This is a genomic window from Erysipelothrix sp. HDW6A (assembly GCF_011400295.1).
In the GTDB taxonomy this organism is placed as follows: domain Bacteria; phylum Bacillota_I; class Bacilli_A; order Erysipelotrichales; family Erysipelotrichaceae; genus Erysipelothrix.
Map to the genome: position 1 here is coordinate 1,314,811 of NZ_CP049859.1, position 26,813 is coordinate 1,341,623.

23 protein-coding genes and 2 other RNA genes are annotated in these 26,813 nt (G+C 35.4%); 3 read left to right on the forward strand and 22 right to left on the reverse strand.

The features are described from left to right. Positions 1 to 75: 75 nt before the first annotated feature. From G7059_RS06705 to ssrS, 11 genes are all read right to left on the reverse strand, one after another. Positions 76 to 651: an ABC transporter permease gene (locus tag G7059_RS06705; protein ID WP_166081318.1), complete on the reverse strand. Its 576-nt coding sequence runs from the start codon at positions 649 to 651 to the stop codon at positions 76 to 78. Next, positions 644 to 1,369 carry an ABC transporter ATP-binding protein gene (locus G7059_RS06710; protein ID WP_166081319.1) on the reverse strand — a complete coding sequence of 242 codons (726 nt, stop codon included), beginning with the start codon at positions 1,367 to 1,369 and terminating at the stop codon, positions 644 to 646. The genes G7059_RS06705 and G7059_RS06710 overlap by 8 nt, the downstream gene beginning before the upstream one ends. Continuing rightward, a complete protein-coding gene (locus G7059_RS06715) occupies positions 1,362 to 2,246 on the reverse strand; it encodes an ABC transporter substrate-binding protein (protein ID WP_166081320.1) in 885 nt (294 codons plus the stop codon). Before G7059_RS06715 ends, G7059_RS06710 begins: the two co-directional genes overlap by 8 nt. Before the next feature lie 146 nt (positions 2,247 to 2,392). Next, complete coding sequence (locus tag G7059_RS06720; protein WP_166081321.1) at positions 2,393 to 4,528, reverse strand: ATP-dependent RecD-like DNA helicase; 2,136 nt, start codon at positions 4,526 to 4,528, stop codon at positions 2,393 to 2,395. A 13-nt stretch (positions 4,529 to 4,541) separates the two neighbouring features. Then, positions 4,542 to 5,279, reverse strand: a complete 738-nt coding sequence (locus G7059_RS06725; protein ID WP_166081322.1) for a CPBP family intramembrane glutamic endopeptidase — start codon at positions 5,277 to 5,279, stop codon at positions 4,542 to 4,544. Then, the gene (gene mnmA, locus G7059_RS06730) at positions 5,257 to 6,384 is read right to left on the reverse strand and encodes a tRNA 2-thiouridine(34) synthase MnmA (RefSeq protein ID WP_166081323.1); all 1,128 of its coding nucleotides are present in this window, start codon (positions 6,382 to 6,384) and stop codon (positions 5,257 to 5,259) included. Before mnmA ends, G7059_RS06725 begins: the two co-directional genes overlap by 23 nt. Before the next feature lie 18 nt (positions 6,385 to 6,402). After that, entirely contained in the window at positions 6,403 to 6,810 is a 408-nt protein-coding gene (locus tag G7059_RS06735) for a Spx/MgsR family RNA polymerase-binding regulatory protein (protein ID WP_166081324.1), read from the reverse strand. A 126-nt stretch (positions 6,811 to 6,936) separates the two neighbouring features. After that, positions 6,937 to 7,923 (reverse strand): tryptophan--tRNA ligase, encoded by a 987-nt coding sequence (gene trpS / locus G7059_RS06740; RefSeq protein ID WP_166081325.1) that lies wholly within the window; start codon positions 7,921 to 7,923, stop codon positions 6,937 to 6,939. Next, the gene (locus tag G7059_RS06745; protein WP_166081326.1) at positions 7,920 to 8,642 is read right to left on the reverse strand and encodes a biosynthetic peptidoglycan transglycosylase; all 723 of its coding nucleotides are present in this window, start codon (positions 8,640 to 8,642) and stop codon (positions 7,920 to 7,922) included. The genes trpS and G7059_RS06745 overlap by 4 nt, the downstream gene beginning before the upstream one ends. 31 nt (positions 8,643 to 8,673) lie before the next feature. Beyond that, positions 8,674 to 8,904 carry a YneF family protein gene (locus tag G7059_RS06750; RefSeq protein WP_166081327.1) on the reverse strand — a complete coding sequence of 77 codons (231 nt, stop codon included), beginning with the start codon at positions 8,902 to 8,904 and terminating at the stop codon, positions 8,674 to 8,676. A gap of 75 nt (positions 8,905 to 8,979) precedes the next feature. After that, a non-coding RNA gene (gene ssrS, locus G7059_RS06755) (6S RNA) lies at positions 8,980 to 9,138 on the reverse strand. A 62-nt stretch (positions 9,139 to 9,200) separates the two neighbouring features. Between ssrS and G7059_RS06760 the strand changes: the two genes are divergently transcribed. Next, on the forward strand, positions 9,201 to 10,886 hold the full coding sequence (locus G7059_RS06760; RefSeq protein ID WP_166081328.1) for a proline--tRNA ligase: 1,686 nt from the start codon (positions 9,201 to 9,203) through the stop codon (positions 10,884 to 10,886). 72 nt (positions 10,887 to 10,958) lie between these two features. Here G7059_RS06760 and G7059_RS06765 read toward each other — a convergent pair whose 3' ends face one another. From G7059_RS06765 to G7059_RS06805, 9 genes are all read right to left on the reverse strand, one after another. Next, positions 10,959 to 13,262 carry a DNA translocase FtsK gene (locus G7059_RS06765; protein WP_166081329.1) on the reverse strand — a complete coding sequence of 768 codons (2,304 nt, stop codon included), beginning with the start codon at positions 13,260 to 13,262 and terminating at the stop codon, positions 10,959 to 10,961. A 13-nt stretch (positions 13,263 to 13,275) separates the two neighbouring features. Next, the gene (locus G7059_RS06770) at positions 13,276 to 14,934 is read right to left on the reverse strand and encodes a ribonuclease J (protein WP_166081330.1); all 1,659 of its coding nucleotides are present in this window, start codon (positions 14,932 to 14,934) and stop codon (positions 13,276 to 13,278) included. Positions 14,935 to 15,029: 95 nt separating this feature from the next. Then, the gene (locus tag G7059_RS06775; RefSeq protein WP_166081331.1) at positions 15,030 to 15,794 is read right to left on the reverse strand and encodes a TIGR00282 family metallophosphoesterase; all 765 of its coding nucleotides are present in this window, start codon (positions 15,792 to 15,794) and stop codon (positions 15,030 to 15,032) included. After that, on the reverse strand, positions 15,794 to 17,350 hold the full coding sequence (rny, locus tag G7059_RS06780) for a ribonuclease Y (protein WP_166081332.1): 1,557 nt from the start codon (positions 17,348 to 17,350) through the stop codon (positions 15,794 to 15,796). The genes G7059_RS06775 and rny overlap by 1 nt, the downstream gene beginning before the upstream one ends. A 135-nt stretch (positions 17,351 to 17,485) precedes the next feature. Further along, positions 17,486 to 18,496, reverse strand: a complete 1,011-nt coding sequence (gene recA, locus G7059_RS06785) for a recombinase RecA (RefSeq protein ID WP_166081334.1) — start codon at positions 18,494 to 18,496, stop codon at positions 17,486 to 17,488. Positions 18,497 to 18,540: 44 nt separating this feature from the next. Further along, positions 18,541 to 19,134, reverse strand: coding sequence for a CDP-diacylglycerol--glycerol-3-phosphate 3-phosphatidyltransferase (gene pgsA / locus G7059_RS06790; RefSeq protein ID WP_166081335.1), 594 nt, complete (start codon positions 19,132 to 19,134; stop codon positions 18,541 to 18,543). A 1-nt stretch (position 19,135) separates the two neighbouring features. Then, entirely contained in the window at positions 19,136 to 20,050 is a 915-nt protein-coding gene (locus tag G7059_RS06795; RefSeq protein ID WP_166081336.1) for a helix-turn-helix domain-containing protein, read from the reverse strand. 136 nt (positions 20,051 to 20,186) lie between these two features. Further along, positions 20,187 to 20,513: RNase P RNA component class B (rnpB, locus tag G7059_RS06800), an RNA gene on the reverse strand. 12 nt (positions 20,514 to 20,525) lie between these two features. Next, positions 20,526 to 20,843: a DivIVA domain-containing protein gene (locus tag G7059_RS06805; RefSeq protein WP_166081337.1), complete on the reverse strand. Its 318-nt coding sequence runs from the start codon at positions 20,841 to 20,843 to the stop codon at positions 20,526 to 20,528. A gap of 124 nt (positions 20,844 to 20,967) precedes the next feature. Here G7059_RS06805 and recU point away from each other — a divergent pair, with 124 nt between their 5' ends. Both recU and G7059_RS06815 read left to right on the forward strand, forming a co-directional pair. Next, positions 20,968 to 21,546 carry a Holliday junction resolvase RecU gene (gene recU / locus G7059_RS06810; RefSeq protein WP_166081338.1) on the forward strand — a complete coding sequence of 193 codons (579 nt, stop codon included), beginning with the start codon at positions 20,968 to 20,970 and terminating at the stop codon, positions 21,544 to 21,546. A gap of 2 nt (positions 21,547 to 21,548) precedes the next feature. Beyond that, a complete protein-coding gene (locus tag G7059_RS06815) occupies positions 21,549 to 24,620 on the forward strand; it encodes a transglycosylase domain-containing protein (protein ID WP_166081339.1) in 3,072 nt (1,023 codons plus the stop codon). Between the two features lie 64 nt (positions 24,621 to 24,684). On the opposite strand, the gene alr is transcribed toward G7059_RS06815, so the two are convergent. Next, positions 24,685 to 25,803: an alanine racemase gene (gene alr, locus G7059_RS06820; RefSeq protein WP_166081340.1), complete on the reverse strand. Its 1,119-nt coding sequence runs from the start codon at positions 25,801 to 25,803 to the stop codon at positions 24,685 to 24,687. Further along, positions 25,797 to 26,813 carry a D-alanine--D-alanine ligase family protein gene (locus tag G7059_RS06825; RefSeq protein ID WP_166081341.1) on the reverse strand — a complete coding sequence of 339 codons (1,017 nt, stop codon included), beginning with the start codon at positions 26,811 to 26,813 and terminating at the stop codon, positions 25,797 to 25,799. The genes alr and G7059_RS06825 overlap by 7 nt, the downstream gene beginning before the upstream one ends.

Here is a 26,813-nt window from a genome sequence, read left to right on the forward strand (position 1 = left end):
AGAATTCCACTGAACATATCGGGATAGTTAACCATCCCCAGCGATTCATAATGAAGTATCCAATTCCTTTTTGGTTTACAAATGTTTCCAAAAGAAAAGTACTGCAAGACTCATTCCAAATGCTTGTCTTAAACTTGTGAATAGATACGGCAAACTGTAAGGAAGTATAATATCTTTGAACTGTGAACCATTCGATAACGCTAAACTTTTCATGGATAGAATATGAGTTTGTGGCATTGACTTTAAAGCATCTCGTATACCTAAGATAAATTGAAATACCACTACAAATACCAGTACAGCAATTCGTGCTGTTTCAGATATCCCAAAGATGACCATCATAATTGGTAAGAAGGCTACCTTAGGTAATGGAGTTACTAAATATACCAAAGGTGCCAAGAGCTCATCTACAGCCTTATATCTCGCCATTAGACTTCCAATGACTCCACCTGTCAACAACGCTAGAAACAAGCCTATTAGAAGTCGTATAGCGCTCACTAAGAGATGTTCCATTAATAATGGGAAAACATTAACAGTGTTTGTGACTGTAGTAAGTATTGAAGGGATTCCTACACCTTGAGTTAGTATGTGCATTAATTCCCAAATCACACCGACAATACCTACAGCAAAGAGTGTCTTAAGAGCTTTATTCATAATGAAACCCCTCTTTCACTCGTTTACACATTTCAAAGAATTCAAATGTGTTCCGTTGATTATCAAGATGTACACTTGGGTTATCGATAATCGTATGAATTGACCCTTCATCCATAAGAGCAATAGAATCTCCCAAGAATACGGCTTCTTCAATTTTGTGTGTAACAACTACCATCGTTATATCTGTCTCAGTATGTATCTTTTTGAGTATATCTTGGACTGACTCACTTGCAAATGCATCAAGAGACGCCGTAGCTTCGTCTAGAAGCAATAAATCAGGTTCAAGTGCAATTGCCTTCGCAAAACCAACACGTTGCTTCTGACCACCACTCAGCGTTTCTGGATAACGATTGGCATACTCTTTAAGACCCACAGAATCTAAATGATGTATAGCTTTAGTTTCTGCTTCTTTTTTCGACATTCCACGGTCAATTAAGATAAAACTAATGTTCTGTAGCACTGTCTTCCATGGAAACAATCCCAAATCTTGAAGTAATAAGGCAGTTTGTTTACGAACTGATTGTAAAGATTTACCATCAATTTCTAAACTTCCTTCTTCTAAAGATTCTAATCCACTTAGTACCCGTAATAAGGTAGATTTACCACAACCTGAAGGACCTACTAAGGCAAGTAACTTCCCTTTTTCTACATTCAGTTCTACATTATTGAGAACTTTGGTATCACCATAATGCAATGAAGCATTAGAAAGTTTAATCATTTAAGATTCCTTGAATCACTGCATCCTTGTAAGCAACATTCGTCTTCATGCCTAAAGTTTCTTCCATCCATACGGTCACATCATTATAGACAGACTCTTTTATTGCTTGAGCATGTGTATACTGAGGAAATTTCATAACGCTATGAATCGCTTTGTCGAGACCTAATGCAGTAATCACACTGTCTTTAACTGATTCTGGATCTTTATTGATGTGATCAACTGCTTTATTGTAGACTTCATAGAACTTTTGAATCTCATTCTTTTTATTTTTAACTGAATCATTTTGGAACATTAAGACATTTGGTGACTCAATCTCTAAAGGAATAGAGTCTAAGCCTTTTAACGTTGAAAGTGATGCCATTGGTTCTGGAATGATCGCGCCATCGATTAGATTTTGCGATACCATTTCAAGACGTTGTGGTAATGCAGATACAAATTCTTTCTTAAGATTGTATGCTTTAAGTCCTGCATCTGCTGCATATTGAGTAACACTCACTTCAGCCATACCTACCGAAATATCTTTCTTATCCATTGAGCCTTTTTGAGCAACTACTGAGAACATTGTTTGTGTTTGTGACACTCCTACAACATCATAGCCTGCTTCTTTCATTGCAACTAAACCCATAATATCGGAAACTACAACATCAACTGCTTTTGTTTGAACTTGTGTATCACGATCATTACCATTGGAATAAACGATAACCTCAACATCCAATCCAGCATCCTTAAAAAAGTTCTGAGAATCTGCCCAAATAATTGGCACACTATCGATAGCTGGCATTAATCCTACTACTAGTTTTTCCTTTGTTGTTTCTTGTTTTTGTGTACATGCTGTAAGCATCAATAGTACACTAAATATGACTCCTAATTTTTTCATAAATCCACCTCTTTAATCATTATACTTAATCATGAAGCTTTTAGTCCGTGCAATCTTTCGGAATTAAATAAATTGTCACTAAACAAAAAAATGATAAACCAAAAGTTTAATAACTTGTGATTTATCATCGTTTCTTAACATGATTGTTAGTGCTTGTTCTTTTCAATCAAACGTTTGTGAAGGTATGTTAGTCGTCGTGATTCTGAATGATTTTCAACAGCCCTTCTAAAGGCTTCTTCCTGTCCTACAAGGATTAAAGATTTTGATGAACGTGTTGCCCCCGTATAGTATAAACGTCGCGACAACATCCTGTAAAAGTCTCTCATAGCGATTAGAATAACGATTGGATACTCACTACCTTGAGCTTTATGAACACTCATCGCATAAGCATGGGTAATATTAATAAAATCAGCACGGGAATAGCTTACAAAGTTGCCATCAAAGTCTACCAGTAATTCTTTTGAACTTACTTCTACTAAATGACCAATATCACCGTTGAAGACAAAATCATCCGGTTGATTCTTTAATTGAAGTATCTTATCCCCTTCTCGAAAAATACGAGTACCAACTCTTAATTCACTTTTGTAAGGATCTTCAGGGTTACACATCTTCTGTAAAAAATGATTAAGGTTATCGATTCCTGCAGGTCCATCATACATTGGCGCTAATACCTGGATATCATTAAGTGTGTAGCCTTTAGCAAGTGCTTCATCAACTACACGAAGAACAATATCTTTTACAGAACCATAACGTGAATCAAAGAATTTCACATCACGGTGATACGAACTAATATCAAAGATACCTTGGTTCATATTAACTGCAAGGTCAATAACTTCTGAACCCGCTTCTTGACGATAGTTATGTTGTAAAGCAATAACTTTAAATACTTCTGATTGAATTAAATCACCAAGTACAAAGCCACTCCCTACTGAAGGTAATTGGTCTCTATCTCCTACAAACATAAACTTCTTAACTTTTTCAGAAGCTCGTAATAGATTTGCGAAAAGCCAGGTATCAACCATTGAGAACTCGTCGATAATAACGACATCTGCTTCTAAGGGATTTTCTTCATTCACTCCAAACTTATTCGAATCCAAATCCCATCGTAAGATTGAATGAATTGTAGATGCTTGCACATTTGTAAGGTCTTCTAGACGTTTAGCTGCACGTCCTGTGGGCGCACATAAAACAATCTTTAACCATGGCATGTTCATTTGCAGAAATGTAACGATACCTGATAGTAAGGTACTTTTACCGGTCCCTGGACCACCAGTAAGAATAGTAATATCTTCTCTTAAGAATGATTCAATAGCATCTCTTTGAATCTCATCAAAGCTTATATACAGTGATGATTCCACTTGAGATAATTTTCCATTAAAATCATCGACATCGAAGTCATAACCATGGTATTGAAAATCACTAAGTGTATCAGCAATATACACTTCACTCTCATACTGAGTAACATGGTATAAACGATTTTCATCCAGAACAAGTTCATGACGATCAATTAAACTCTCAACAGCTTCCGTGATTCGCTCATCATGATCAGCACCCATTTCTTTAAGAAATAAGTCGTAATCACAATAACTATCCCCTTGTCCATAAACTTTATTTTCATATTTATCCAAAACGTAAGCTTCTATTCGATACGGATGATTTTCATCAAAATCAAGATTCTGAGCAACTTTATCAGCTGTCTTAAATCCAATACCATCAATTTCAAATACAAGTCTATAAGGATTTTCTTGAATAATGTTTATTGAATCTTCACCATATTCTTGGGTAATTTTAATGATTTGCTTGTGGCCAAGTCCTGCTGCCATTAGGAAAGATATTGTATCTTCAAGCGGATCATGATGACGAATTGTATCGATAATTAAATCAGCTTTAGCTTTGGATACACCCTTTATAGAGAGTTTAAAATCTTTATTTACTTTAATTTCTTCAAGTACCGTTTCTCCATACTTTTCTACAATAGCCTCTGCTGTTTTAGGACCAATTCCAGGAAAAGAAGGTCCACTTAGATATCGAACAATGAATTCTTTATCTTGTGGCAACATTTTTTGGAAAGACGTCACTTGAAACTGCATACCAAAACGACTGTCTTCATGATAATAACCATGAAATTCATAGGAGCCTTCTAGCTCAAGTGTTGCAAGATTTCCTTTTATCGTGAGTGGTTTTTGATTGCTGTTAAAAAGAACAATCCGATAGATTCCAAATCCAGATTGTTCATTTTTGAAAATTAACGATTCAACATGTCCACTAATTGTTTCTTCCATAAGTCTCCCTAAGTTATTTAATAAAAGTAATAACTAAAAAACCAATAAGATTATTTAGAAAATGAACTCCTATAGAGCCAAAGATTGAATCAGTCATCTCTAAAGATCGTATCATAAAGTAAGCCATTGGACAGTACTGTAAGAGGTAAATAAATTCAAGATAATTACCAGAATTTAGAACCTCAGGTAAGACATGAATCAAACCAAAGAGTAGCACTGATATAAGCACAGGAACAATAAAGGATTGCTTCGATCTAAAGTACTGATAAAGTACGCCTCTAAATACAAATTCCTCTACAAGAGGTGCGAAAATCACGACCATAAATCCAACGACTAAAACATTTGATTTTAGGGCAGATTCTACAGCTATTTGATTTTCAGAGCTACCATCTAATCCAAGTACTAACATAATAATTATATTAACTACAATATTTGTAAGATACAATAAGCCCATATTCTTAAATACGATAATAATATTTTGTACCAGTTTTTTGTCTTTGGTGAATTCACGCCAACTTCTCAACAAAGGTTTCCAAATAATCATAAGCATTGTAACGATTGTAAAGAAATGAAGAATGAAATTCATTACAGGGTGAATACCCCGACTTACTCCAAAGAATACTTTTGATAATTTTTCAGCTACAATTTGATAAATTAAAATATAACCGACAAAATAGTTTGCAATTACAAGAAGTGCTTGCTTAGCGGTAAACTTACCGTATCCTTCATCAATTACTGTGCTTCGAGTCATAGAATACCTCGTTTCCATTAACATCGAATACACGATCAATACGACCGCCACCAAGTACTTCTTCACCATTATAGAATACAGCTTCTTGGCCAAGAGTTACTGATTTAACGTCATCAATCATTGTGACTTCAATGTGAGTTTCATCAATCCAAGCGATAGACACTTTTACATCTTTCTGACGATATCTAAACTTAGCAGTACAATTCATTGCTTCTTTAGGTTTGTTTGAAAACCAGTTCATATCTGAGATAACTGCTTTTGAAGCAAATAACAATGGATGGTCGGCACCTTTACCAACATAGATAGTCTTTGTCGATAAGTCTTTACCTACTACGAAATAAGGCCCAACTGATGTGTTAATGTTAAGTCCATGACGTTGTCCAATAGTATAGAACATGACGCCTTGATGTGTTCCAAGAACTTCTTGGGTATCAACATTCACAATGGGTCCTTCTGAATCTTTAAGATAATTTTTAAGGAAATCACGATAATCACGTTCACCAATAAAGCAGATTCCTGTTGAATCTTTCTTTGTAGCTACTGGTAAATCAAGTTTTAAAGCAATGTCACGTACTTCATGTTTGGTAAGATCTCCTAAAGGAAATAACACACGTGGTAATACATCAGGTCTTACACGACTTAAAAAATATGTTTGATCCTTATTTTGATCGACTGCACGATAAAGGCGACCTTCTTTAACACTTGCATAATGTCCTGTTGCAAGCGCATCAAAACCGTTCTTATCCATGAAATCATAGAAAGAATCAAATTTTACATAACGATTACATAAAATATCTGGGTTTGGTGTATTTCCACGTTCTGTTTCTTCTAAGAAGAAGGAAAACACATTATCCCAGTATTCTTTAACGTAATCAACACGAAGTAAAGGTAATCCTAAATGCTCTGCTACTCGCATTGCATCAGCATAATCTACTTCTTGTGAACACATGTCATCCATAATTGTTGGATTGCCGAGAATATCATTATTCGCAAACGAATCCCAATTACGCATAAAAGCGCAAGTGACATCATGCCCTTGCGATTTTAATAAATAGGCAGCTACAGCACTGTCAACGCCACCCGATAAACCTACTAATACTTTCATAAAAAACCTCAAATCTAATTATTCATCATTATGGCTACTTAGCGGATCATAATAACGACGATGCGAATTTCTTAATTCCGCTGGAATAAAGGCATCGATTTCTTCTTCATCATACCCTACTAGGAATGTTTTTTCATTCATAACGATTGGGCGTTTCAATACTGAAGGATGTCTTTGAATAAATATGACAAGTTCATTCATTGATAAATCATCGAGATCAATCTGTGATTCCTGCATGACTTTGGAACGGCGTGAGATGATATCTTCAGTTCCATTTTCACTACGCATTAAGAGATGTTTTATCTCTTTATCACTCAGTACTGAGGTAAATATGTTTTTTTCGATAAACTTCAAATTATTGGCCTTGAGCCATTGTCTAACTTTTCGACATGAAGCACACCCTGGTGATGTATATAATATAATCATTTCACGTCCCCCTTTCCACCAATTATACAGTGTCTTATCAAATAATAAAAGATTAAACGGGTTAATAACAAAGAAATTGATGAAAAGATTTCCTTTCATCAATTAAACGTAAACATAGATTAGGACTTACTTTAAAATTTCCATCCCTAATTTTTCTTGAACCTCTTTTAGTACTGCTTGTGCAGTAGGTCTAACTTTATCTGCACCTTCTTGAAGGACTGATTCAATATATGCTTCATCATAACTTTGGTGTTTCTCTTGAAGCACCTCAAGTAATGCGCATACTTCATCAGCAACAGCCTTCTTAAATCCACCATACTGTACATCCTTAAATTCAGAAACAGCTTCAGGAATGCTTATCTTTTTAAGTGCAGCATAGATTGTTAGTAAGTTTGCGATACCCGGTTGATTCTCAACATCGTATTGCACAATACCGATACTATCCGTAACTGCAGACATGATTTTCTTACGTGCTACTTTAAGCGTATCTTTTAAGTAAACTACGCCTTTTTCACCATCTTTATCAGATTTGCTCATTTTCTTTGATGGATCTGATAGAGACATAATACGACTTCCTACCTTCGCAATAACAGGTTCAGGAACAACAAATGTGTCTCCAAAACGATTGTTGAAGCGTTCAGCAGTGTTACGTGCTAATTCAACGTGTTGTTTTTGATCATCCCCTACAGGAACATATTGTGCTTTATGAATTAAGATATCAGCAGTCATTAATGTTGGATAGGTATAGAATCCTGAGCTTAATGAAATACCTGTATCTTTCTTATCTTTATACTGAGTCATTCTATTTAATTCTCCCATAGGAGTTAAACATGACATAATAAATCCTAACTGAGCAATTTCATGAACGTCAGTTTGAAGGAAGATTGTTGATTTTTTTGGATCCAATCCTACAGCTAAATAAAAACGCAATGCATCCCGTAAGTTCGTTTGTAACTCTTCTGGATCAATTGGCATCGTAATACAGTGTAAGTTCGCAATAAAAACATTGACATCAAATTCTTCTTGCGACTGTACAAATGGTTGTAAGGCTCCGATATAGTTTCCTAAATGAAGCTGGCCTGTGGGTTTGATACCACTAATCATCTTTTTCATTCGTTATTTCCTCCATAAACATCTTCATTAAAAATTGAAATTGCTTCTTCTTGTGTTATTACTCCAGCATCTACAAGACGATAGAGTACATGTTCTTGTCGTGCTTTCGCACCTTTGTAATTACTACTTAATTGATAATACGCAGGTGATTGCGGGATACCCGCTAACATTACTGCTTGTGCACGTGACATATCTTTTGGATTAACGTTAAAGTATCCAAAACTTGCCTCACGAATCCCGTGATGTCCGTCACCATAATAGTTCATATTAACGTAGAGTTCAAGAATTTCTTCGCGACTGTATAGCTTATCAAGATCTGAAGCAATGAAATACTCAGCAACTTTACGTGTAGCTGTAAAATTATTTGGAAAGTAAAGGTTCTTGGCTACTTGTTGCGGTATCGTACTACCACCTTCTGCAAGTGAAAATGTTGTAATGTTCTTTACAAATGCTCGACCTAAGGCTCTGTAATCAAGTACAGTGCTACGGCTATACAGACGTTCATCTTCAGTAGCAACAACTGCTTCCAAGAAAAGAGGGTTAATATCCTCATTACGAGTGTAATGTTTCTTGTTTTGAATGCTTGCCACAACAGTCTCAATAGAGTTCTCAGCAACTACATTCTTATATTCACGATATCCTTTATATACTAGAAAACTTCCACCAATCAGAATTATCGTAAATAAGACAAGAAATACACGCTTAATAAATCGTTTCATAGGTATTAAAAAACACAGTAGCCTGTGTTAATTATTGTCCCATCGACTTCATGATTTGTCGTATCTGTGCCTCAGAAGGTTTACGACCCATCTGCATGTACATAGCACGAATCATTTTTTCATTGATTGGTGGGTTTTCTTTAATTTGTTTTTCAAACATACGTTTTGTAAAGAAGAACGTCGCAATCCCGCCGATGATAGCTCCAAGAACTACCCATCCTAGGCTCCCCCATGATACACTAACTGCGAGAACATTAAACATAATTTCACCATCCTTAATAATTAATTAACTAACACTATTTTATATGTTTTATTGTCTAAAAACAAGTAATCACACAAAATACCCAAAAGGTTGATATTGTCCCCTGTTTTATCCAGGTGGGTATCCTGTCGATCAGCTTGGGATTCTAGATAAATCTAGCCTTCACGCCACTAACCTACATCCGGATTCCCTTATATCAATGTGTCGGAAAAATATTAGTCCTTCTGGGCATCTATATTATATCACAATTTATTAGGTTTCGTGATATACTATAAAAGAAAATATTGAGGTGACTTATGAAATTAAGTAAAAATTTCTTTTACACAATTAGAGAAGATGTAAAAGACGAAGATTCCACTAGTGGAAATTTATTAGTCCGTGGGGGATTTATTAAAAAGAGCTCGTCAGGTGTATACATGTTTATGCCACTTGGACATCGAGTAATGCAAAATGTCGAACAAATTATTCGTGAGGAAATGAATGCTATTGATTCTCAAGAAATGAACATGCCTACATTAATTCCAGAAGAAGTATACATTGCTTCTGGTCGTCGTGATATTATCGGAACAAGCATGTTTACCTTAAAAGATAGATATCAAAAACCATTTGTACTTGGACCTACTCATGAAGAGTTATTTGCACAAGCTGCTCAAATGAATATTAAATCTTATAAAGACTTACCATTAAGCTTATATCAATTCCAAACAAAGTTTAGAGATGAAGCACGTCCTCGTTTTGGACTCATTCGTGTTCGTGAGTTTGTAATGAAAGATGCTTATACCTTTGATTTAGATAAAGAACAAGGAAACGCTTCTTATGATGCAATGTTTAATGCTTATAAACGTATCTTTGATCGTGTTGGTCTAGATTACCGTATTGTTACTGCAGACACAGGAATTATGGGTGGAGATTTATCCGAAGAGTTCCAAGCAGTTACAAGTATTGGTGAAGATGTTCTCGTTCTAGGAGAAGATACAGGATATGCAAGTAACTTAGAAGTAGCAGAAAACTGTTCACGTCTGGTAAGTAACGAAGAGTTTAAAGACTTTGAAAAAGTACACACTCCAAATGCTAAAACAATTGAAGAAGTTGCTGCATTCTTAAATCAAGATGTAGAGCAATTCGTAAAGACTCTGATTTATCGTGTCGATGATCAATACGTAGCTGTATGTGTTTCTGGTAATCGTGATGTTAACGAAGTAAAACTTGGTAAATTATACCAAGCAAATGAAGTAGAACTTGCAGACTTTGATCATGTAATTGAGTTAACAGGTGCTGCTGTTGGATTTGCAGGTCCTATTGGCCTTAAGATTGATGTTGTCGTTGATAAAGAAATCGAAGGCTTACGTAACTTTACAATCGGAGCAAACGAAACAGATTATCACTTAATAAACGTTAACCACCATGATTTTAAAGCTACACATATTCACGATGTATCCAATGTTCGTGAAGGTGATCCAAATCCTGAAGGAACTGGTATCCTCACCTTCTCAAAAGGTATTGAAGTTGGTAATACGTTCAAGTTAGGTACAAAATATGCTCAGGCAATGAACCTACACTATTTAGATCAAAACAATAAATTACAAGATGTATACATGGGTTCATATGGAATTGGTGTAGGACGTACAGTAGCAGCTGTTGTTGAACAAAACAACGACGATAAAGGTATTGTTTGGCCAATTAACTTAGCACCATTTAAAGTAGCTATTGTCGTAATTAATGCTAAGAACGAAGATCATGTTCAGTATGCTACTGAGCTATACGATGAGCTTCAAGCATTAGGTATTGATACATTACTTGATGATCGTCAACAACGACCAGGTGTTAAATTTAATGATATGGAACTAATTGGTATTCCATTACGAATAACAGTCGGACGAGATGTCGAAACAAACCACGTTGAGTTTAAAGAACGTACTGCTGAAGAAGCATCACTAATTAGTCGTGATGACATTGTAAGTAAAATCAAATCATATCTATGATACTACGGAACTTCGGTTCCGTTTTTTTTACGGCAAAAGAAAAGGAATGATGAAAATCATTCCTTGATTAGATTATTCAATCTCTTCTGCAGCTTGTACAAACACTAGTCTTGGCTTACTGCCATTAGCAGGACCAATTACACCGTTTTGTTCAAGAGCATCAATTAGGTTAGCAGCACGGTTATACCCTACTTTAAACCTTCTTTGTAGTAATGAAGTAGAGGCTTTCTGTTCACGAACAACAAAGTCTTTAGCTTCTTCGTATAAAGGATCATCCATTGAATCTACGATTCCATGATTTCCATCAACACCATCTAATTTTATAAAGGCATCATCAAATGTTGGTTTGGCTTGATCACTACTTCTTTGTGCAACACGACGAACTTCATCATCACTGACATAAACACCTTGTACACGTGTTGGATGAGGTTCTCCCATTGGAATATAAAGCATATCTCCATAACCAAGTAGTTTCTCAGCTCCTGTAGAATCAAGGATTGTACGGGAATCGACAGAACTTGATACTGCAAATGCAATACGTGACGGAATATTAGCTTTAATTATCCCTGTAACAACATCTACAGACGGTCTTTGAGTAGCAACAATTAAGTGAATTCCAGCCGCACGAGCTAACTGCGTAATTCTTTGAATGCTTGTTTCGACTTCTTTACCAGCTACAGCCATTAGATCAGCGAGCTCATCAATAATCACTACAATCCAAGGCATCCGTTTTAAGCCTTCTTGTGGGAATTGTTGAACTTTCTCATTATAGCTACCGATGTTACGAACCCCTGTCTTAGAGAATGTTTCATAACGTAAATCCATTTCATCAACGATAACCTTAAGAGCCATCGACGCTTGCATTGGATCAGATATTACAGGACCAATTAAATGAGGAATTTCCACATAAGGTGTAAATTCTACTTTCTTAGGATCAACTAAGAGAAGCTTTAATTCATCTGGTTTTTTAGTTAATAGAATGGATGTAATGATTGAGTTCATACATACAGATTTACCACTACCTGTAGCTCCAGCAACAAGTAAGTGCGGCATTTTATTTAAGGATACAACAATTGGTTTACCCATAAGGTCTTTACCGAGAGCAACATTAATATTGTTTGGATCGTTAAAGTTTGTAGTTTGTTGGATCACTTCACGCATCTTAACTGGAATCATTTCTACGTTTGGAATCTCGATTCCTACAGCACTTTTACCAGGAATTGGCGCTTCAATACGCAAGGTCTTTACTGCAAGTTCCATCATTAAGTTATCTTGGATTGAAGAAATTTTTGATATTTTAACGTTACTATCTGGTTTTAATTCAAACTTCGTAACTGCAGGTCCAATATGAATATCAATTAGAGTAGCCTCAATACCAAACTGTTTAAGAACTGCAATTAGACGGTCAGCCTTAGCTTTAGCACTCCCTGCATTCGCAGATGAACGCGTACCACCTTTTTGGGATTCTAGAAGTGTTAAAGGAGGTACTCGATAATTAGAATAGTTAGCAACTGCATTTGATGGTACACTAACAACTTCATCATCTTTTTTGACCTCTTCACTTTCTTTGGAAAGTGGTTCAACAATTGCTGTATCTTCTTTTTGAACTTCTAGTTCATCATCAAGAGTCATGAAGAGACTACTATCTTTATGTGTATCTTTAACAACTGGAGTTTCTTTTTTCTCAGCCTCATCTAAAGAAACAAAGTTAGCACGAACTTCTTCGTAATTACTGTCAATCATTGCATCAACAGATGTTTCCAGTTCTTTCTTACTTTTCGATTCCTCACGACGTTCTTTATGACGTTCAAACCATGACTTAGAGTTTTTAGCTCCTTTTGATACTGGTTCAAATAACTTAGTTGGTGTAATAAGGATTCCCATTGCGATTAAGAAGAACACAAATATGAAAATAATAACCCCTTCTCGATCGAGTAAGAATGATAATAAGCCATATAAAACAGCTCCAACTAAACCTCCAAATGCATTTGCACTCGGATTACTAAATATTACAGGAATTTCCTTGAAGAACATTTGTATTAATGGTATTCCTATCAAACTACGATCAAATGTTAAAGATTGTAATAAGATAACACTCATACTTAGAAGCGTTATTCCAATCCAAAAGATTGGAGAACGTTCAAATGCATCAGGTCGTATTAGATATAACAATAAGATCACAATAATAAGAATGTAGTATGGAATGGTATATTGTCCAATAACAACTCTCATACTATTATCAATTACTGCTCCAATAAATCCTAAACGAAACCAACCGATTAAGGAAAATCCAATCAATGCAATGCACACACCGAAAATTATGATTTCTTTACGTTTTTGTATGCTTGCTTTCGTTTGTCTTTTCTTTTTTGCCACACAATCACCTCAATTAGACATTAATTTCAATAATTACAGGCAAGACCATCGGTCTCTTTCCTGTTTGCTTGTAAATGAATTTAGAGATGCCATCTCTTGCTTCATTACGCGCATCAATGTTAGTATATTTCTTTTCTTTTACCATAGTAATAATCGTATTTTCTAAGATTTTTCCAATCTCGCTAACAATATTATCAGCATCTTTTAAGTAAATAAGACCACGAGATTGTACATCCGGTCCACCTAAGATTTGTTTTGTTTTTTGGTTAATGACCATACCTACGATGATAGCACCATCTGTCGCTAAGATTTGACGATCACGCAACACAAGTCCTGAACTATCTAAATGATCTTTACCATCAATTAAGACATCTTCTAGTTTAAGAATTTCAGATGTAGACTTTAAACGACCATCATGGAATTCAGCGATTTGACCATTGTCTAAGATTACAATGTTTGTAGGCATAATACCCATTTCGATTGCTACATCAGCATTCGCTACAAGGTTTTGATACTCGCCTTTAACAGGTACATAGTATTTAGGTTTTAATAATGAAATCATCATTTTTAAATCTTCAATGGATGCATGCATTGCAAGAACTTGTTTGTAACTCATATTTGTAACTGCAACGCCATCTTTGAAAAGCTCATCAACCATCATACCAGCTTTATTTTCTGTGCCTGGTACTTCTGGAGACGCGATGATAACACTATCTGTTTCGCGAACTTCAACTTTCTTGTCAGCTCCCATTGAGATGCTTGTCATCTTCTCAAACACTTCAGGACCAACACCCGATACAATTACAACTACATTTTCTTCATTGTTATCAAATTCTTTATCACTAATTTCAATACCATTTGGAAGTGTAAAATAATTTAATTTGTTTAAGTGTTTTAAGATATGACGAACTTTATCATCATAGAAATATATCTTACGTTTAAATCGATGAGCCATTTCAATAACTTCGATTAAACGGAAAACATTTTGGTCATATAATGTAACGATAATTCGGCTATCTGTTGACTCGAAAACTCGTTCAAGACGGCTTGCAATACGATGATTAGGTGATGTGAAACCTTCTTTCTTAGCATAGCCTGATTCCGCAATGAGCATGAATACACCCTTTTTACCAAGTTCTGAGATGTTTGCGACATCTGTAGTAAAACCAGTCTGTTGGATGTTAAAGTCAATCATGAACTCACTAGCATGAACAATGTAGCCTGATTCTGTGTTAATTGCGATACCAAATGAATCTGGTATGGAGTGAGTTACTCCGAATGAAACACATTGACGGCTACCTATTTTAAATCGACTATCACGTTTAATCTTAAAAATCTTCGTGTTTTTAACACGAGCTTTTTTCAATTTGTCTTCAATCATTAAAGCAATCAATGGTGTTGTATAGACTGGTGCATTTACTTCTTTTAAGAGATAAGGCAATGCTCCCATAACGTCTTCATGTCCATGTGTGATGAAGATTGCTTTGAGTTTTTCTTTATTCTGTTTAATATACGTAAAGTCAGGTAAAACAACTTCAACTCCAAGTTGTTCTGCCTGAGGATATTTTATCCCAACTTCGATGATGTACATTTCATCATCAATCTCGACAATTGAAAGGTTACGTCCCTCTTCATCAAGGCCTCCCAGTTCGAGAAATTTAATTTTTTCCATAATTACTCCTTATAAAACACGGTTGATCTCATTGTGTATATTATACACTAGATTGCGTGTTTCTTCATTAAAAATACCAAGTACACCTTGGTATTTTACAAGTTTAAGCGTGTAATAGCTGTAGATGTCATTGTTTCATCATCAACATCAATTATTACAGCGTTTAAAAAAGCTTCTCCATTAGCAACTTCAAAACGTGTTCGTTCACCAAGGATGACATTGTTGTAGAGTTCTTCAACATCTCTACCAATAATGCTTTCCTTAGCACCACACATTCCAACGTCTGTTATGTATGCACAGGTTCCAATCAATCTCTCATCAGCTGTCTGAACATGTGTATGTGTCCCTACAACTGCATCAACATCATTTTGGTATACATGAGCAAACAACATTTTTTCACTCGTTGATTCGGCATGAAAGTCAACGAAGTAATAATCACACTGTGTTTCTTCGAGTACTTCATCCATGTATGGATAAGGACGATCCCCTACCCGATTCATAAATGCTTCACCATAGAGATTAACAACACAAATCGATTTACCTTTAACTTGATAAATCTTATAGAAATTACCAAAGTCTAAAGGTTCTATATTTGCCGGAATAAGTAAGTCTTCACATTCATCATAATCATCGAATATTTCTCGCTTTGCAAAACTATGGTTTCCCATTGTCATGCAGTCGGTACCTGCATTCTTTAATTGATGATAAATTTTCTTAGTTATACCTTTACCGTGTGCACTGTTCTCTGCATTCGCAATGGTAAAATCTATGTTATATTTGTCCTTAATCGTGCTTAAGTGGTCAACAACAATTTGTCGACCACTTGAACCTACGATATCTCCTATAAATAGAATACGCATTACTTAGCGAGCTCCGTAGCACGCAACTCACGAATAACAGTAACTTTAACTTGACCTGGATAGGTAAGTTTTTCTTCAATTTCTTGGCGAATTGTTCGTGCCATTTTAACTGTTTGTAAGTCATCAACTTCTTCAGGAATAACAAGAACACGAAGTTCACGACCTGCTTGAATAGCAAATGCTCGTTGTACACCTTCTTGTGTAATTGCGATTGCTTCAAGATCTTCAAGACGTTGAATGTAGTTTTCAAAGGACTCGAAACGAGCACCTGGGCGTGCAGCACTTAATGTATCTGCAGCAGCAACTAAAACAGAAATTGCACTTGTTGCTTCTGTATCACCGTGGTGAGAAGCGATTGCATTAATAACGACTGGATGTTCTTTATGTTTCTTAGCAAGTCTTACACCAAGTTCAACGTGAGAACCTTCCATTTCGAAGTCAAGACCTTTACCAATGTCATGAAGTAAACCAGCACGCTTCGCAAGTTTTTGACTTAAACCAAGTTCGGCTGCCATCATACCTGCTAAGTTTGCTACTTCAATACTATGTGCTAAAGCATTTTGACCATATGAATAACGATATTTCAAACGTCCAATTACATGAACGATTTCTTTATCTACTTTGCTGATTCCTAAATCAAACAATGTTTCTTGACCAGTCTTTTGAATGATTTGATTTAACTCTTTACGAGCTTTCTCAACTGCTTCTTCAATACGACCTGGTTGAATACGACCATCTGTTAGTAATGTGTCTAAAGCCATACGAGCCACTTCACGACGAATTGGATCGAAACATGATAATGTAATAACTTCTGGAGTATCATCAATCAGTAAGTCAACACCCGTAGCATTTTCAAATGCACGAATATTACGTCCTTCACGACCAATAATACGTCCTTTCATTTCTTCATTTGGTAATGTAATAGTAGTTGAGTTACGCTGTGTTGTTTCTTCTTGAGCATAACGATTAATAGCTAGTGCGATGATATTACGAGCAATTTCTTCTGAACGCTGATGCGCTTGATCTTCTTGCTCACGAATGTATGCCAATACTTCATGTTCCATTTGTTTTTCAACAATTTCAAACAATTCTTTCTTAGCTTCCGATGCAGGCATTGATGCTATACGTTCAAGCTCTTCCAATTGAACAGCCATACGTTCGTTTAATGCTTCTTCCATCTTATCCAGTTTTGAATTTTTCACCTCTAAAACACGTTGCTTTTCTTGAAGTTCCTTATCTTTAGAAACTAAATTTGCATCACGCATATTGAGATTTTCATCACGACGTTCTAAACGACTTTCTACCTCTTGTAGTTCTTGTCGTTTTTCTTGTGCTTCTTTCTCAGCATTTAATTTTACTTCATAAGCATGAGTTTTTGCTTCAAGCTGCGCTTGACGTGTCATATTTTCAGCTTTTTCTTTTGCATCATCAACGATTGATTCTGCTTGCTGTTTTGAACGATTCATTCCTAATTTGTTCATGATGACCATCGCCAGAATCATCACTACAAATACGCTAATACCGGTTATGATGGAGTATAATAATATATCATTCATAATACTCCTCTTTCTTTTTCAAAAGTTAGTTTCCTAACATACTTATATAATACTTTATTTATAGCTTTTTCTCAACCATATATCGTTACTTTTGATAATAGATAGTTTTATCTTCCTATAAAAAAGAAGAAGCATTTAAGCCTCTTCTGTTTTATCTTTAACTATCATTCTTTCTCTTACCTGAGCAGCAACTTCATCCAATATTTTTGGATTATCTTCAAGATAAGTACGTACTGCTTCACGTCCTTGTCCGATTTTTTCACCATTGTATGAATACCATGATCCACTCTTGTTAATAATATCGAACTCTGAACCTAAGTCGATAACTTCTCCAATAAAGGAAATACCCTTACCATAGACAATTTCAACTTGAACTGCCTTGAATGGAGGTGCTACTTTATTTTTAACAACTTTAATGTTGGCTTTATTACCAACAACATCCGTACCTTGTTTGATTTGTTCGGAACGACGAATATCAAGACGAACAGATGAATAGAATTTTAAAGCTCTACCACCTGGTGTTGTTTCAGGGTTACCAAACATAATTCCAACTTTTTCACGTAATTGGTTAATGAAGATTGCAGTACAATTACCGCGGTTCATTGGACCTGCTAGTTTACGCATTGCTTTTGACATCATACGTGCCTGTAAACCGATGTTAGAGTCGCCCATTTCGCCATCAAGCTCTGCTTGTGGTACAAGTGCAGCAACACTATCAACAACTACTAAATCAACCGCTCCACTTCGTACAAGAACATCAACAATTTCTAATGCTTGTTCTCCTGAATCTGGTTGAGATAAGATTAGTTCGTCAATTTTAACACCTAAATTACGTGCATAAATTGGATCAATCGCATTTTCAGCATCAATGAAAGCTGCTTTCCCACCTGTTTTTTGGACTTCTGCAATAGCATGGAGCGCTAGAGTTGTTTTACCACTGGATTCTGGACCGTAAATTTCGATAATACGACCTTTAGGATATCCACCAATACCAAGTGCAGCATCTAAAGCTAATGATCCCGAGCTAATTGCATCAATATCAACTGAAGCTCGGTCCCCTAGTTTCATGATTGAACCTTTACCAAATTGCTTTTCTATTTGCTTAATTGTTTCATCAAGCACTTTATCTCTATTATCGTTAGCCATTATGTCTCCTTTACAATAAAATACAACATGAACTATCGTTTTCCCTACATACTTTCAACTAAATATGATCGGGCTTGAATCACATAAGACGCTCCACTCATCACTGACATTAATGTCGCAAACCATACGAGGATGGTTGAAAGTGGAATTGAGAATAATTCAAATGGAAGATTATTCATAAGAATTAGAATAATAGCAATCATTTGGGCAACAGTTTTAACTTTACCAAGGTATCCAGCAGCCATTACAAGGCCTTTTTGTGATACAAGCATACGAACTGCGTCAACAATCGTATCACGCCATATCATCAAGAGAACTGCTACTACAGGAACTGTTCCTCTGAAAGCAAAAATAATAAACAATGTATTTACAAGTAACTTATCAGCAATTGGATCTAAGAATTTACCAAAAACTGTAATCATGTCATACTTACGAGCTAAGTATCCATCAATAAAGTCAGTAATAGCTGCGGTTGCAAACAACACGAGCACAATAATATTCTTAAGTGACAATGTTATATGTTCTATAACAAAGTATGGTATTTGAATCCCGAATTGCTCATAGGGAAATAATTCCACAAGAACAATTACCGGTATTAAAATAATTCTAAAAACGGTTAATTTATTCGCAATATTCATTCTATACTCCCTCAGTAAATCTAAATGTAATCTTAACAATATCTTTATTTAAGATACTCTTATCTGTTTCAATTGTTTGTCCATTTAATGTAATTGTGTTTCCTGAAAAATAACCAAAATTAATAATAAAGACTTTATCTTTCTCTGCAACTACAGAAACATCAATGGTAGCACCATTTTCATAGATGATTGACTTCGGTTCGGCAAGAATCTTACTATTTTCAAGGAATTGCATCCAAGAACGGTTTTGTATATTAACACCAAACTTAAACTCTTCTTGAGGAGACCAACCTTTAATTTCATAAGTTGTAGCATCTATCTTAGTCACTACATACTTTTGATCCGGTGTTTCAGGTGATTCAGGTGTTTGTGAATTTCCCTCTTCTGATGTTTTATCCTCTTCTTTGTCTGGATTCGGATTTACAATTGGTGGTGGTGTAATCGGATCTGTAGATCCAATCATAGGAATAATCCATTTTACACCAACTAAAATCATCCCAGCTATAATAGCAATTGCAAGAACTAAAAGACCAAGTGTTGGTATATCAATTTTTCGATAACTTGGTTTTGCACGATTCATTCCACTATTACGCGATGGGTTTTGTTTCGTTTTTTCCCTTACACTAGAACTTATTTCTTCTTTCTTTTGAATCTGTGAAAGATTAATAGCGTCTGTATAATTGGTTACTGCATCATCTAAAATATCTCTAATTTCGTCATAATTAACATTTAATGCATTTGCATAATATCTTACAAAGTAATTTAAGTATGATAAATCTTCTTTAAAGAATGAAATATTACCTTCTTCAATTGCCTGTAGTTGAGGAACTGATAATTTGGTTTTAGTACTCATATCTTCTAATGTAAGATTTAATTCGAGTCGACGTTCTTTTAATACACTACCCAGTCTCTCCAATACGATCCCTCCTATCAAAAGTCATACAGCTAAATTATACCAATCAAAGATACATTTAGCAATCAATCATTTTTGAGATTATTGTGACAAGAAAATCAATAAAAAAGGAGCTATACTCCTTTAATGCATATACACTCAATAAGCCATGTTCTGTTAATGATAATCATTTATCTACGCTTACGCGTCTTGTTGTTGCTTCGATTTGCTCCAACAAGCTCCCCTACCAATTTTGGGTTTCTCGCTTATGGGGTTTACCTCGTTCCACTCTCTACCTTTCGATAGAGACTTCGTCACTGTGGCACTTTCAAGTCGTTATCCATAGTTTCCCTTAGGACTTCGATCTGCCGTCATAGATGCCTCTATGCTCTGACTTATGGTTTCATCAGACACAAACACTACCACCATCACAGGCGGTGCGAGCATGGACTTTCCTCTACATTACTGCAGCGATTATCTTTCGTGTATGTTTTTTTTACTATTTGTTGTCTTTAAATACAACTTCTTCAAGACGTGAGATACGTTTTAAGATATCTACATGACTGAATTGACTTGGAACTTGATTGCTTTGATTGCGTGATTTTCCTTCAAGTTCTAAGATTACTCGCTTCTGTTGAGCAAGTGAGTCTTCATATCGTTTAAGTAACTCTTGTTGTTCTTTTATGAGTTCTGTAAAGTAATTATAATCTTGAATTACTTCATCTAAGAATTGATCAACTTCTAATGCTTCATAACCTTTAAAATCAACATGAAATTCTTTTTCCATGATTTCATCAATTGTTAGTTTCTGTGCCATATTCTCACCTCTTGGTCTATTATCTCAAATTATGTGTGCTTCTTCAAGCGCATTAAACAAAACTTCCCACATTAATAAAGTAAACAAATGTGAGAATTTATAGTATAATAACAATGGTGATTTTATGATTCAATATCCAGGGAGTAAAAAAGTATATCAACGACCTGCAAATAGTAAAGTAACAAGTCGAAGAGGAATGAGTCTTGAAGAAGATATCAACACCTCTAACAATCATTATCTTATTAAAGATACTGCTGTTGTGCATAAAAAGCCAACACCCATTCAAATCGTCAACGTTGACTACCCTGCTCGAAATAAAGCAAAGATTACTGAAGCTTATTTTAGGCAAGCATCGACTACCGATTATCAAGGTGTTTATCGATCTTATGCCCTAGACTTTGAAGCTAAAGAAACTAAAAACAAAACTTTATTTCCTTTATCTTCACTTCATCAACATCAAATTGACCATTTAAGAAACGTTCATCGACATGGTGCGATTGCCTTTCTTGTTATACGATTCAATTCATTTGATGAAACCTACTTAATATTAGCTCGTGAGTTTCTTCCGTATCTTGATTCCGAGAAATCACGTTCCTTACCTTTATCATGGATAAAGAAACATGGGTATTTGGTACCACAATCCTATCAAATTCCATGCGATTACATTACAGTACTCAATCAAGTACTATCTGAAAAGGAGTAATTATGACCAAAAAGAACAATAATGACGATAGAACTTTAGAAATTAAATCTATTAAGTCACTAAAGAAAAATAAGTCAGAAAATCCAAACAATCCTAAAAAGAAGAAAAAAGGACGGTCACCGTTCTTTGGACAGCGTATTGTTGCCTCTATTTTAATAGTTATTACAGTTATAGGATTAGCTGTCGCTACAGTATTAGTAACGCATACGCTAAAACTGGCTAACCAAGAGCAATTTACATCATTAACCCAACAAGATTTCGTAGATCCCCCTTCAACAAACTTCTTAGATGCTAATGGGGAATCCTATTTTGAGTTATCCAATAAGTATCGAGATAATATTTCTTATGACGAACTTTCTAATTCGCTCATCGATGCCTTTGTCTCTGCTGAAGATTCTCGTTTCTTTGTTCATAACGGATTTGATGTGCCTCGTTTCACAATGGCGCTCATCAATAACGTATTTGATACTTTAAAAACCGGAAAACTTAGTTTGGGTGAAGGTGGATCAACTTTCACAATGCAACTTATTAAAAACACCGCTTTCGTTAAAGACGGTAGTTCTGGAGAACAAACAGAAGAAGCTAAAGGTGGTTTAGGTGGTATTGATCGTAAATTAGTTGAGATCTTCCTTTCTCAAAAATTTGAAAAAGAAGGTGTATTAAGTAAGAAACTAATTTTAGAACTCTACCTTAATAAAGTAAACTTCGGTGTTGGTAACAATACACTTGGTGTAGAAAAATCCGCACAAGCTTACTTTGGAAAATCAGCAAGCGAATTGAATACTGTAGAGTCAGCATTTATGGCTGCAGTTATTAACGCGCCTAATGCATATTCTCCATACCAAAACATCACAGCAGCAAACCGAGAAACACAACGTGTTGTCTATAACATGTACTATCATGGATATATTTCAGAAGAAGAATACAATGTTGCTCGAAATGTAAAAATTGAAGATTTACTAGCAGAAAATAGATTAAGTTACGAAGGATCTCAACCTTATCAATCATATATTGACCTAGCCTATTCTGAAGTTCTTGATTTACTTAAAGAACATAAGTTAGTTCCAGAGGATACTAAAGATATCCCTTCAAATTTAGCTATGAAGGTCCATACTAACCTTAACCGAGATGTGCAAAGTGGTCTCGACAAGGTTCAAAACCGAGAAATTGCAAACTTGAACATGCTCACTGTATCTGACAAGAGTATCCAACAAGTTGCTTCAACAATTGTTAATAATAAAACCGGAGAAATTATCGGAACTGTTGGTCGTTACGATTACAACGGACAACGTATGTCAAACTTAGCAGCAAATAGAGTTGGCTCTCCTGGTTCTACATTGAAACCTATCGTTGTCTATGCACCTGCATTTGAACACTTAGGATGGGCATCCGATCATCTTATTACAGATGAACCTATTAGTTACTACGGAATTTCTTGGAAAAACTGGGATAGTCGTCACGAAGGTCACATAACTTTAAGCCGAGCTATTTCAGACTCTCGAAACATTCCTGCAATTAAAGCACTCATGGATGTACGTGAAGCGATTGGAAATGAGAAATATCTCGAATACTTAAGAGAAATAGGTTTAGTTACAAGTGATAACATAACTGATGTGACAGTTCCATTTGCGATTGGTAACGATCCATTAAATGTAAATACCATTCAAATAGCAGGTTCTACAGCATCTATCTTTAATGAAGGTCAATATATCAAACCACATACAGTTACAAAAATAGAGTTCCTAGATGGTACTGATACAATTGAACCTGATTACACTCCAGTCCAAGTATTATCTCCTGGAGCAGCTTATCTCACCGCTGAAAAAATGCGAGAAGTTCTCGACACAACTTACGCTCGTGTATTGCGACGCAGCTACCCTACTTATGCGAAAACAGGTACAGTTGAAGCAGATGACAAACAAGCATCCAAATTCAACATCCCAGTAGGAGCTGGTATAGATCGACTTATGATTGCAGCTACAAGTGATTTCACCATTGCCACCTGGAATGGTTTTGAAGAACTTGACAAAGAATTACAAACATACTTCAGTCCTCAAGAAAAGAATTTCAACTTACCTGGTAATTTGAATAGTTACATTCTAGACTTACTTGCAAACAGTTATGGACCAGGAAAAGGAATGAGTCAACCAAGTGATGTAGTGTCAATAACACATATCAAAGGATTCTTCCCTTATCAAACTCCACTTGAAAATATGAACCCAGATTTAATTTCAACAGGAAAAGTTCTTAAGAAACACGCTACCTTAACATCTGCAACTCCACAAGATTTATCTTCATTAGAAACACAAAATGTGACTGCTGAACAGATTGGTAATGAACTCAAGATCAATGTTGGTTTAACACCATATCCTGATGCAGAGAAATTAATTGAAGCAGATGCAACTCTAGAGATGAAAGACAGTATCAACGGAAGAACATACTCCGGTACACGTCTTTACGATGAGTCATGGATTTATGGAGCGGTTCGATACAAGACAGATGTAAAAGTTAATGGTGCACTTTATGAAGAGCTGAAGACCGATGAGGAAAATCACTCATTAACAATCTCTTTACCAAACGATACATCCTCTGTAGAAGTATGTTCATACTATACATTTGATAAAGCACCAAATATCCAATCGAATCAAAAATGTTCAAAGATTGAAGTAAAAGCAAATACTATTTCTGTTCCTGACTTTACAGGTCAAGCTTCTGGCTTAGTTATTAACTGGGCAAAGGACAATGGAATGGAACAACCTGCAATCTCGTATCAACAATCAAGCAATCAGTTTGGAGTGACTCTAAAAGTCACCCCAAACATCTCTGGTAAATCAATGACCAAAGAAGAGTTAATTAAAACAAAATTAACCCTAACTGTTGCGGATACTAAAATTAATACAGGATTAACAGTAAAACAGTTTAAAGATTTATATGGAACTTTAATGACAATATCTAATTTGGATTCTCTGTCAGATGATGCGCTCATTACTGGGTATCAGATTGATGGCACTACCGTAAAATCATTCATGTTAAGTACACGATTCCAAAAAAATATCATTATATTAACGAAATAAGGCTTAACTCCACATCGAAAGGTGTGGAGTTTTTCTTCATAAAAAAAGATCTTCGTTTGAAGATCTAAATTGTATTAATATAACGTCTTGGTATTGTGTAACGTAAATGACTAATTAGTTCATTTATTGATTGTCCTGTGATACGAATATAATCATAAATAGATTGGTTCTCATCTCCAAAGATTACAACAACATCTTCTGCCTGACATTCTACATCACTTACATCAATCATAAACTGCGACATCGCAATGTCTCCAAGTATCTTACATGCTTTTCCATTAACAATAACTGAACCACCATTAAGCGATAATGCTTTCATCACACCATCACAGTATCCCGATGAGATTGTAGCAATCTTCATTTCTTTTGTTACTGCATAGGATCGACTATATCCAATAAAATCACCTGGGTAGACTGTATGAATCATTGCTATGCGAGTTTCTAAACGGAGACAACAACGATAACCTAGAGAATACGCACTTTCTAACTGACTTGGGTGGAATAAACCAAAGAGTATCATTCCACAACGGACAGCATCATAACCAAGATCTCCAAACTGAAGTATTGATGGACTGTTTTGCATGTGAGTCATCCCTACCTCAATGTTTTTAGAACGAAGTTTTTCAAGTACTAAATTAAAACGTTCTATTTGAAGTTTGGAAAACTCTAATGCGTCCCCTTCGCCGTTTTGAGCCTCTACAAAGTGTGAATAGATTCCTTGAATATCAAGACCATTAAGATGGTAACACGCCTCTATATCATCTACAGAGCGCATTCCAAGACGATTAAGTCCAGTATCAACCTTAACATGCCCTTTTATCCTTAAATTCTTTGATAAAGCATATGAATTAAGTCGTTTAGCGAAATCTAAATCAAAAATGACCTGAATTAAATCTAATTCATGAAGATAATTAAAGTCACTTTCAATGGTTGCTCCCAATAATAAAATGGGCGATGTAATCCCTGCATCTCTTAACTGTTTGGCTTGATAAACATCAAGAACAGCAAGAATATCAATTCCAAGTTTCTCACAGGTATGAGCTACTTCAGTAATACCTAAACCATAACCATTCGCTTTAATAACTGCTATGATTTTAGTTTCTTGATTTAATGTTTTTCTAAGAAGCTTTGTGTTCTCAAGAATTATTCCCTCATCAACAATTGCTTGAACACTTTCTAACATACGATATCTTCCACCATCTTAGTAATAAGACTTGTAAAATCAACACCTTTACCAGCTAACATCTTTGGATAACGGGATGAGCTCGTGAATCCAGGAATTGTATTAACTTCATTTAAGTAAATTTTATGATCGTCTGTCACAAAGAAATCAAGACGCGCGAATTGATAGCATGCTAGTAAATCAAAAACTTTCGCACCATATGCCTGAACTTGTTTACGTACTTCTTCAGGGAATATTGATATTGGTAATGTTTCAGTGCTGTGAGGATGATATTTCTCTGAGAAATCAAAGATATCTCCGGAAACGTTTACTTGGTCTACTTCACTAATTACATAATCATTTTTAGTTTTAAGGATTCCAAGACCAACTTCAGTACCTTTGATATACTCTTCAATAAGGATATGTGAGTCGTATTCTAGCGCAAAGTCAATTGCCTTTTGAAGTGATTTCTCATCCGGTACAAATGTAACACCAAATGATGAACCTTCTCTATTGGGTTTAACAATCACAGGATATGAAATTGATGATGCATCAACTGTATCTTCTTTAGTGATGAGTTGGTATTGTGCCATTGGAATGTCATTAGCTTCACAAACAACATGTGTATAGTACTTATCCATACAAAGTGCGGAAGATAAGACATCACATCCAGTAAACGGAATATTTGCACTGTGTAGTAGTCCTTGAATCTCTCCACCCTCACCCATTCGACCATGAAGCATAATAAACGCTCCATCAATATGAAGTTCTACACCTGATTCACGTTCTACAAATCCAGGGTTTTTAAAGTCAAATTTAAGAAGTAATTCTTTGTGTCCATCTAATTCATTAGCTTTCATAGCATCCAGTGAGTAATCACCAGTATACCATGTACCATTTTTCGCAATATAAATAAGACTTAAATCATATTTATCTAACGGAAAATGCTCTAATACAGAAGCAGCAGAAGCTACCGAAACATCATGTTCGCTATTTATCGAACCGAAAATTAATGCTATATTCTTTTTCAT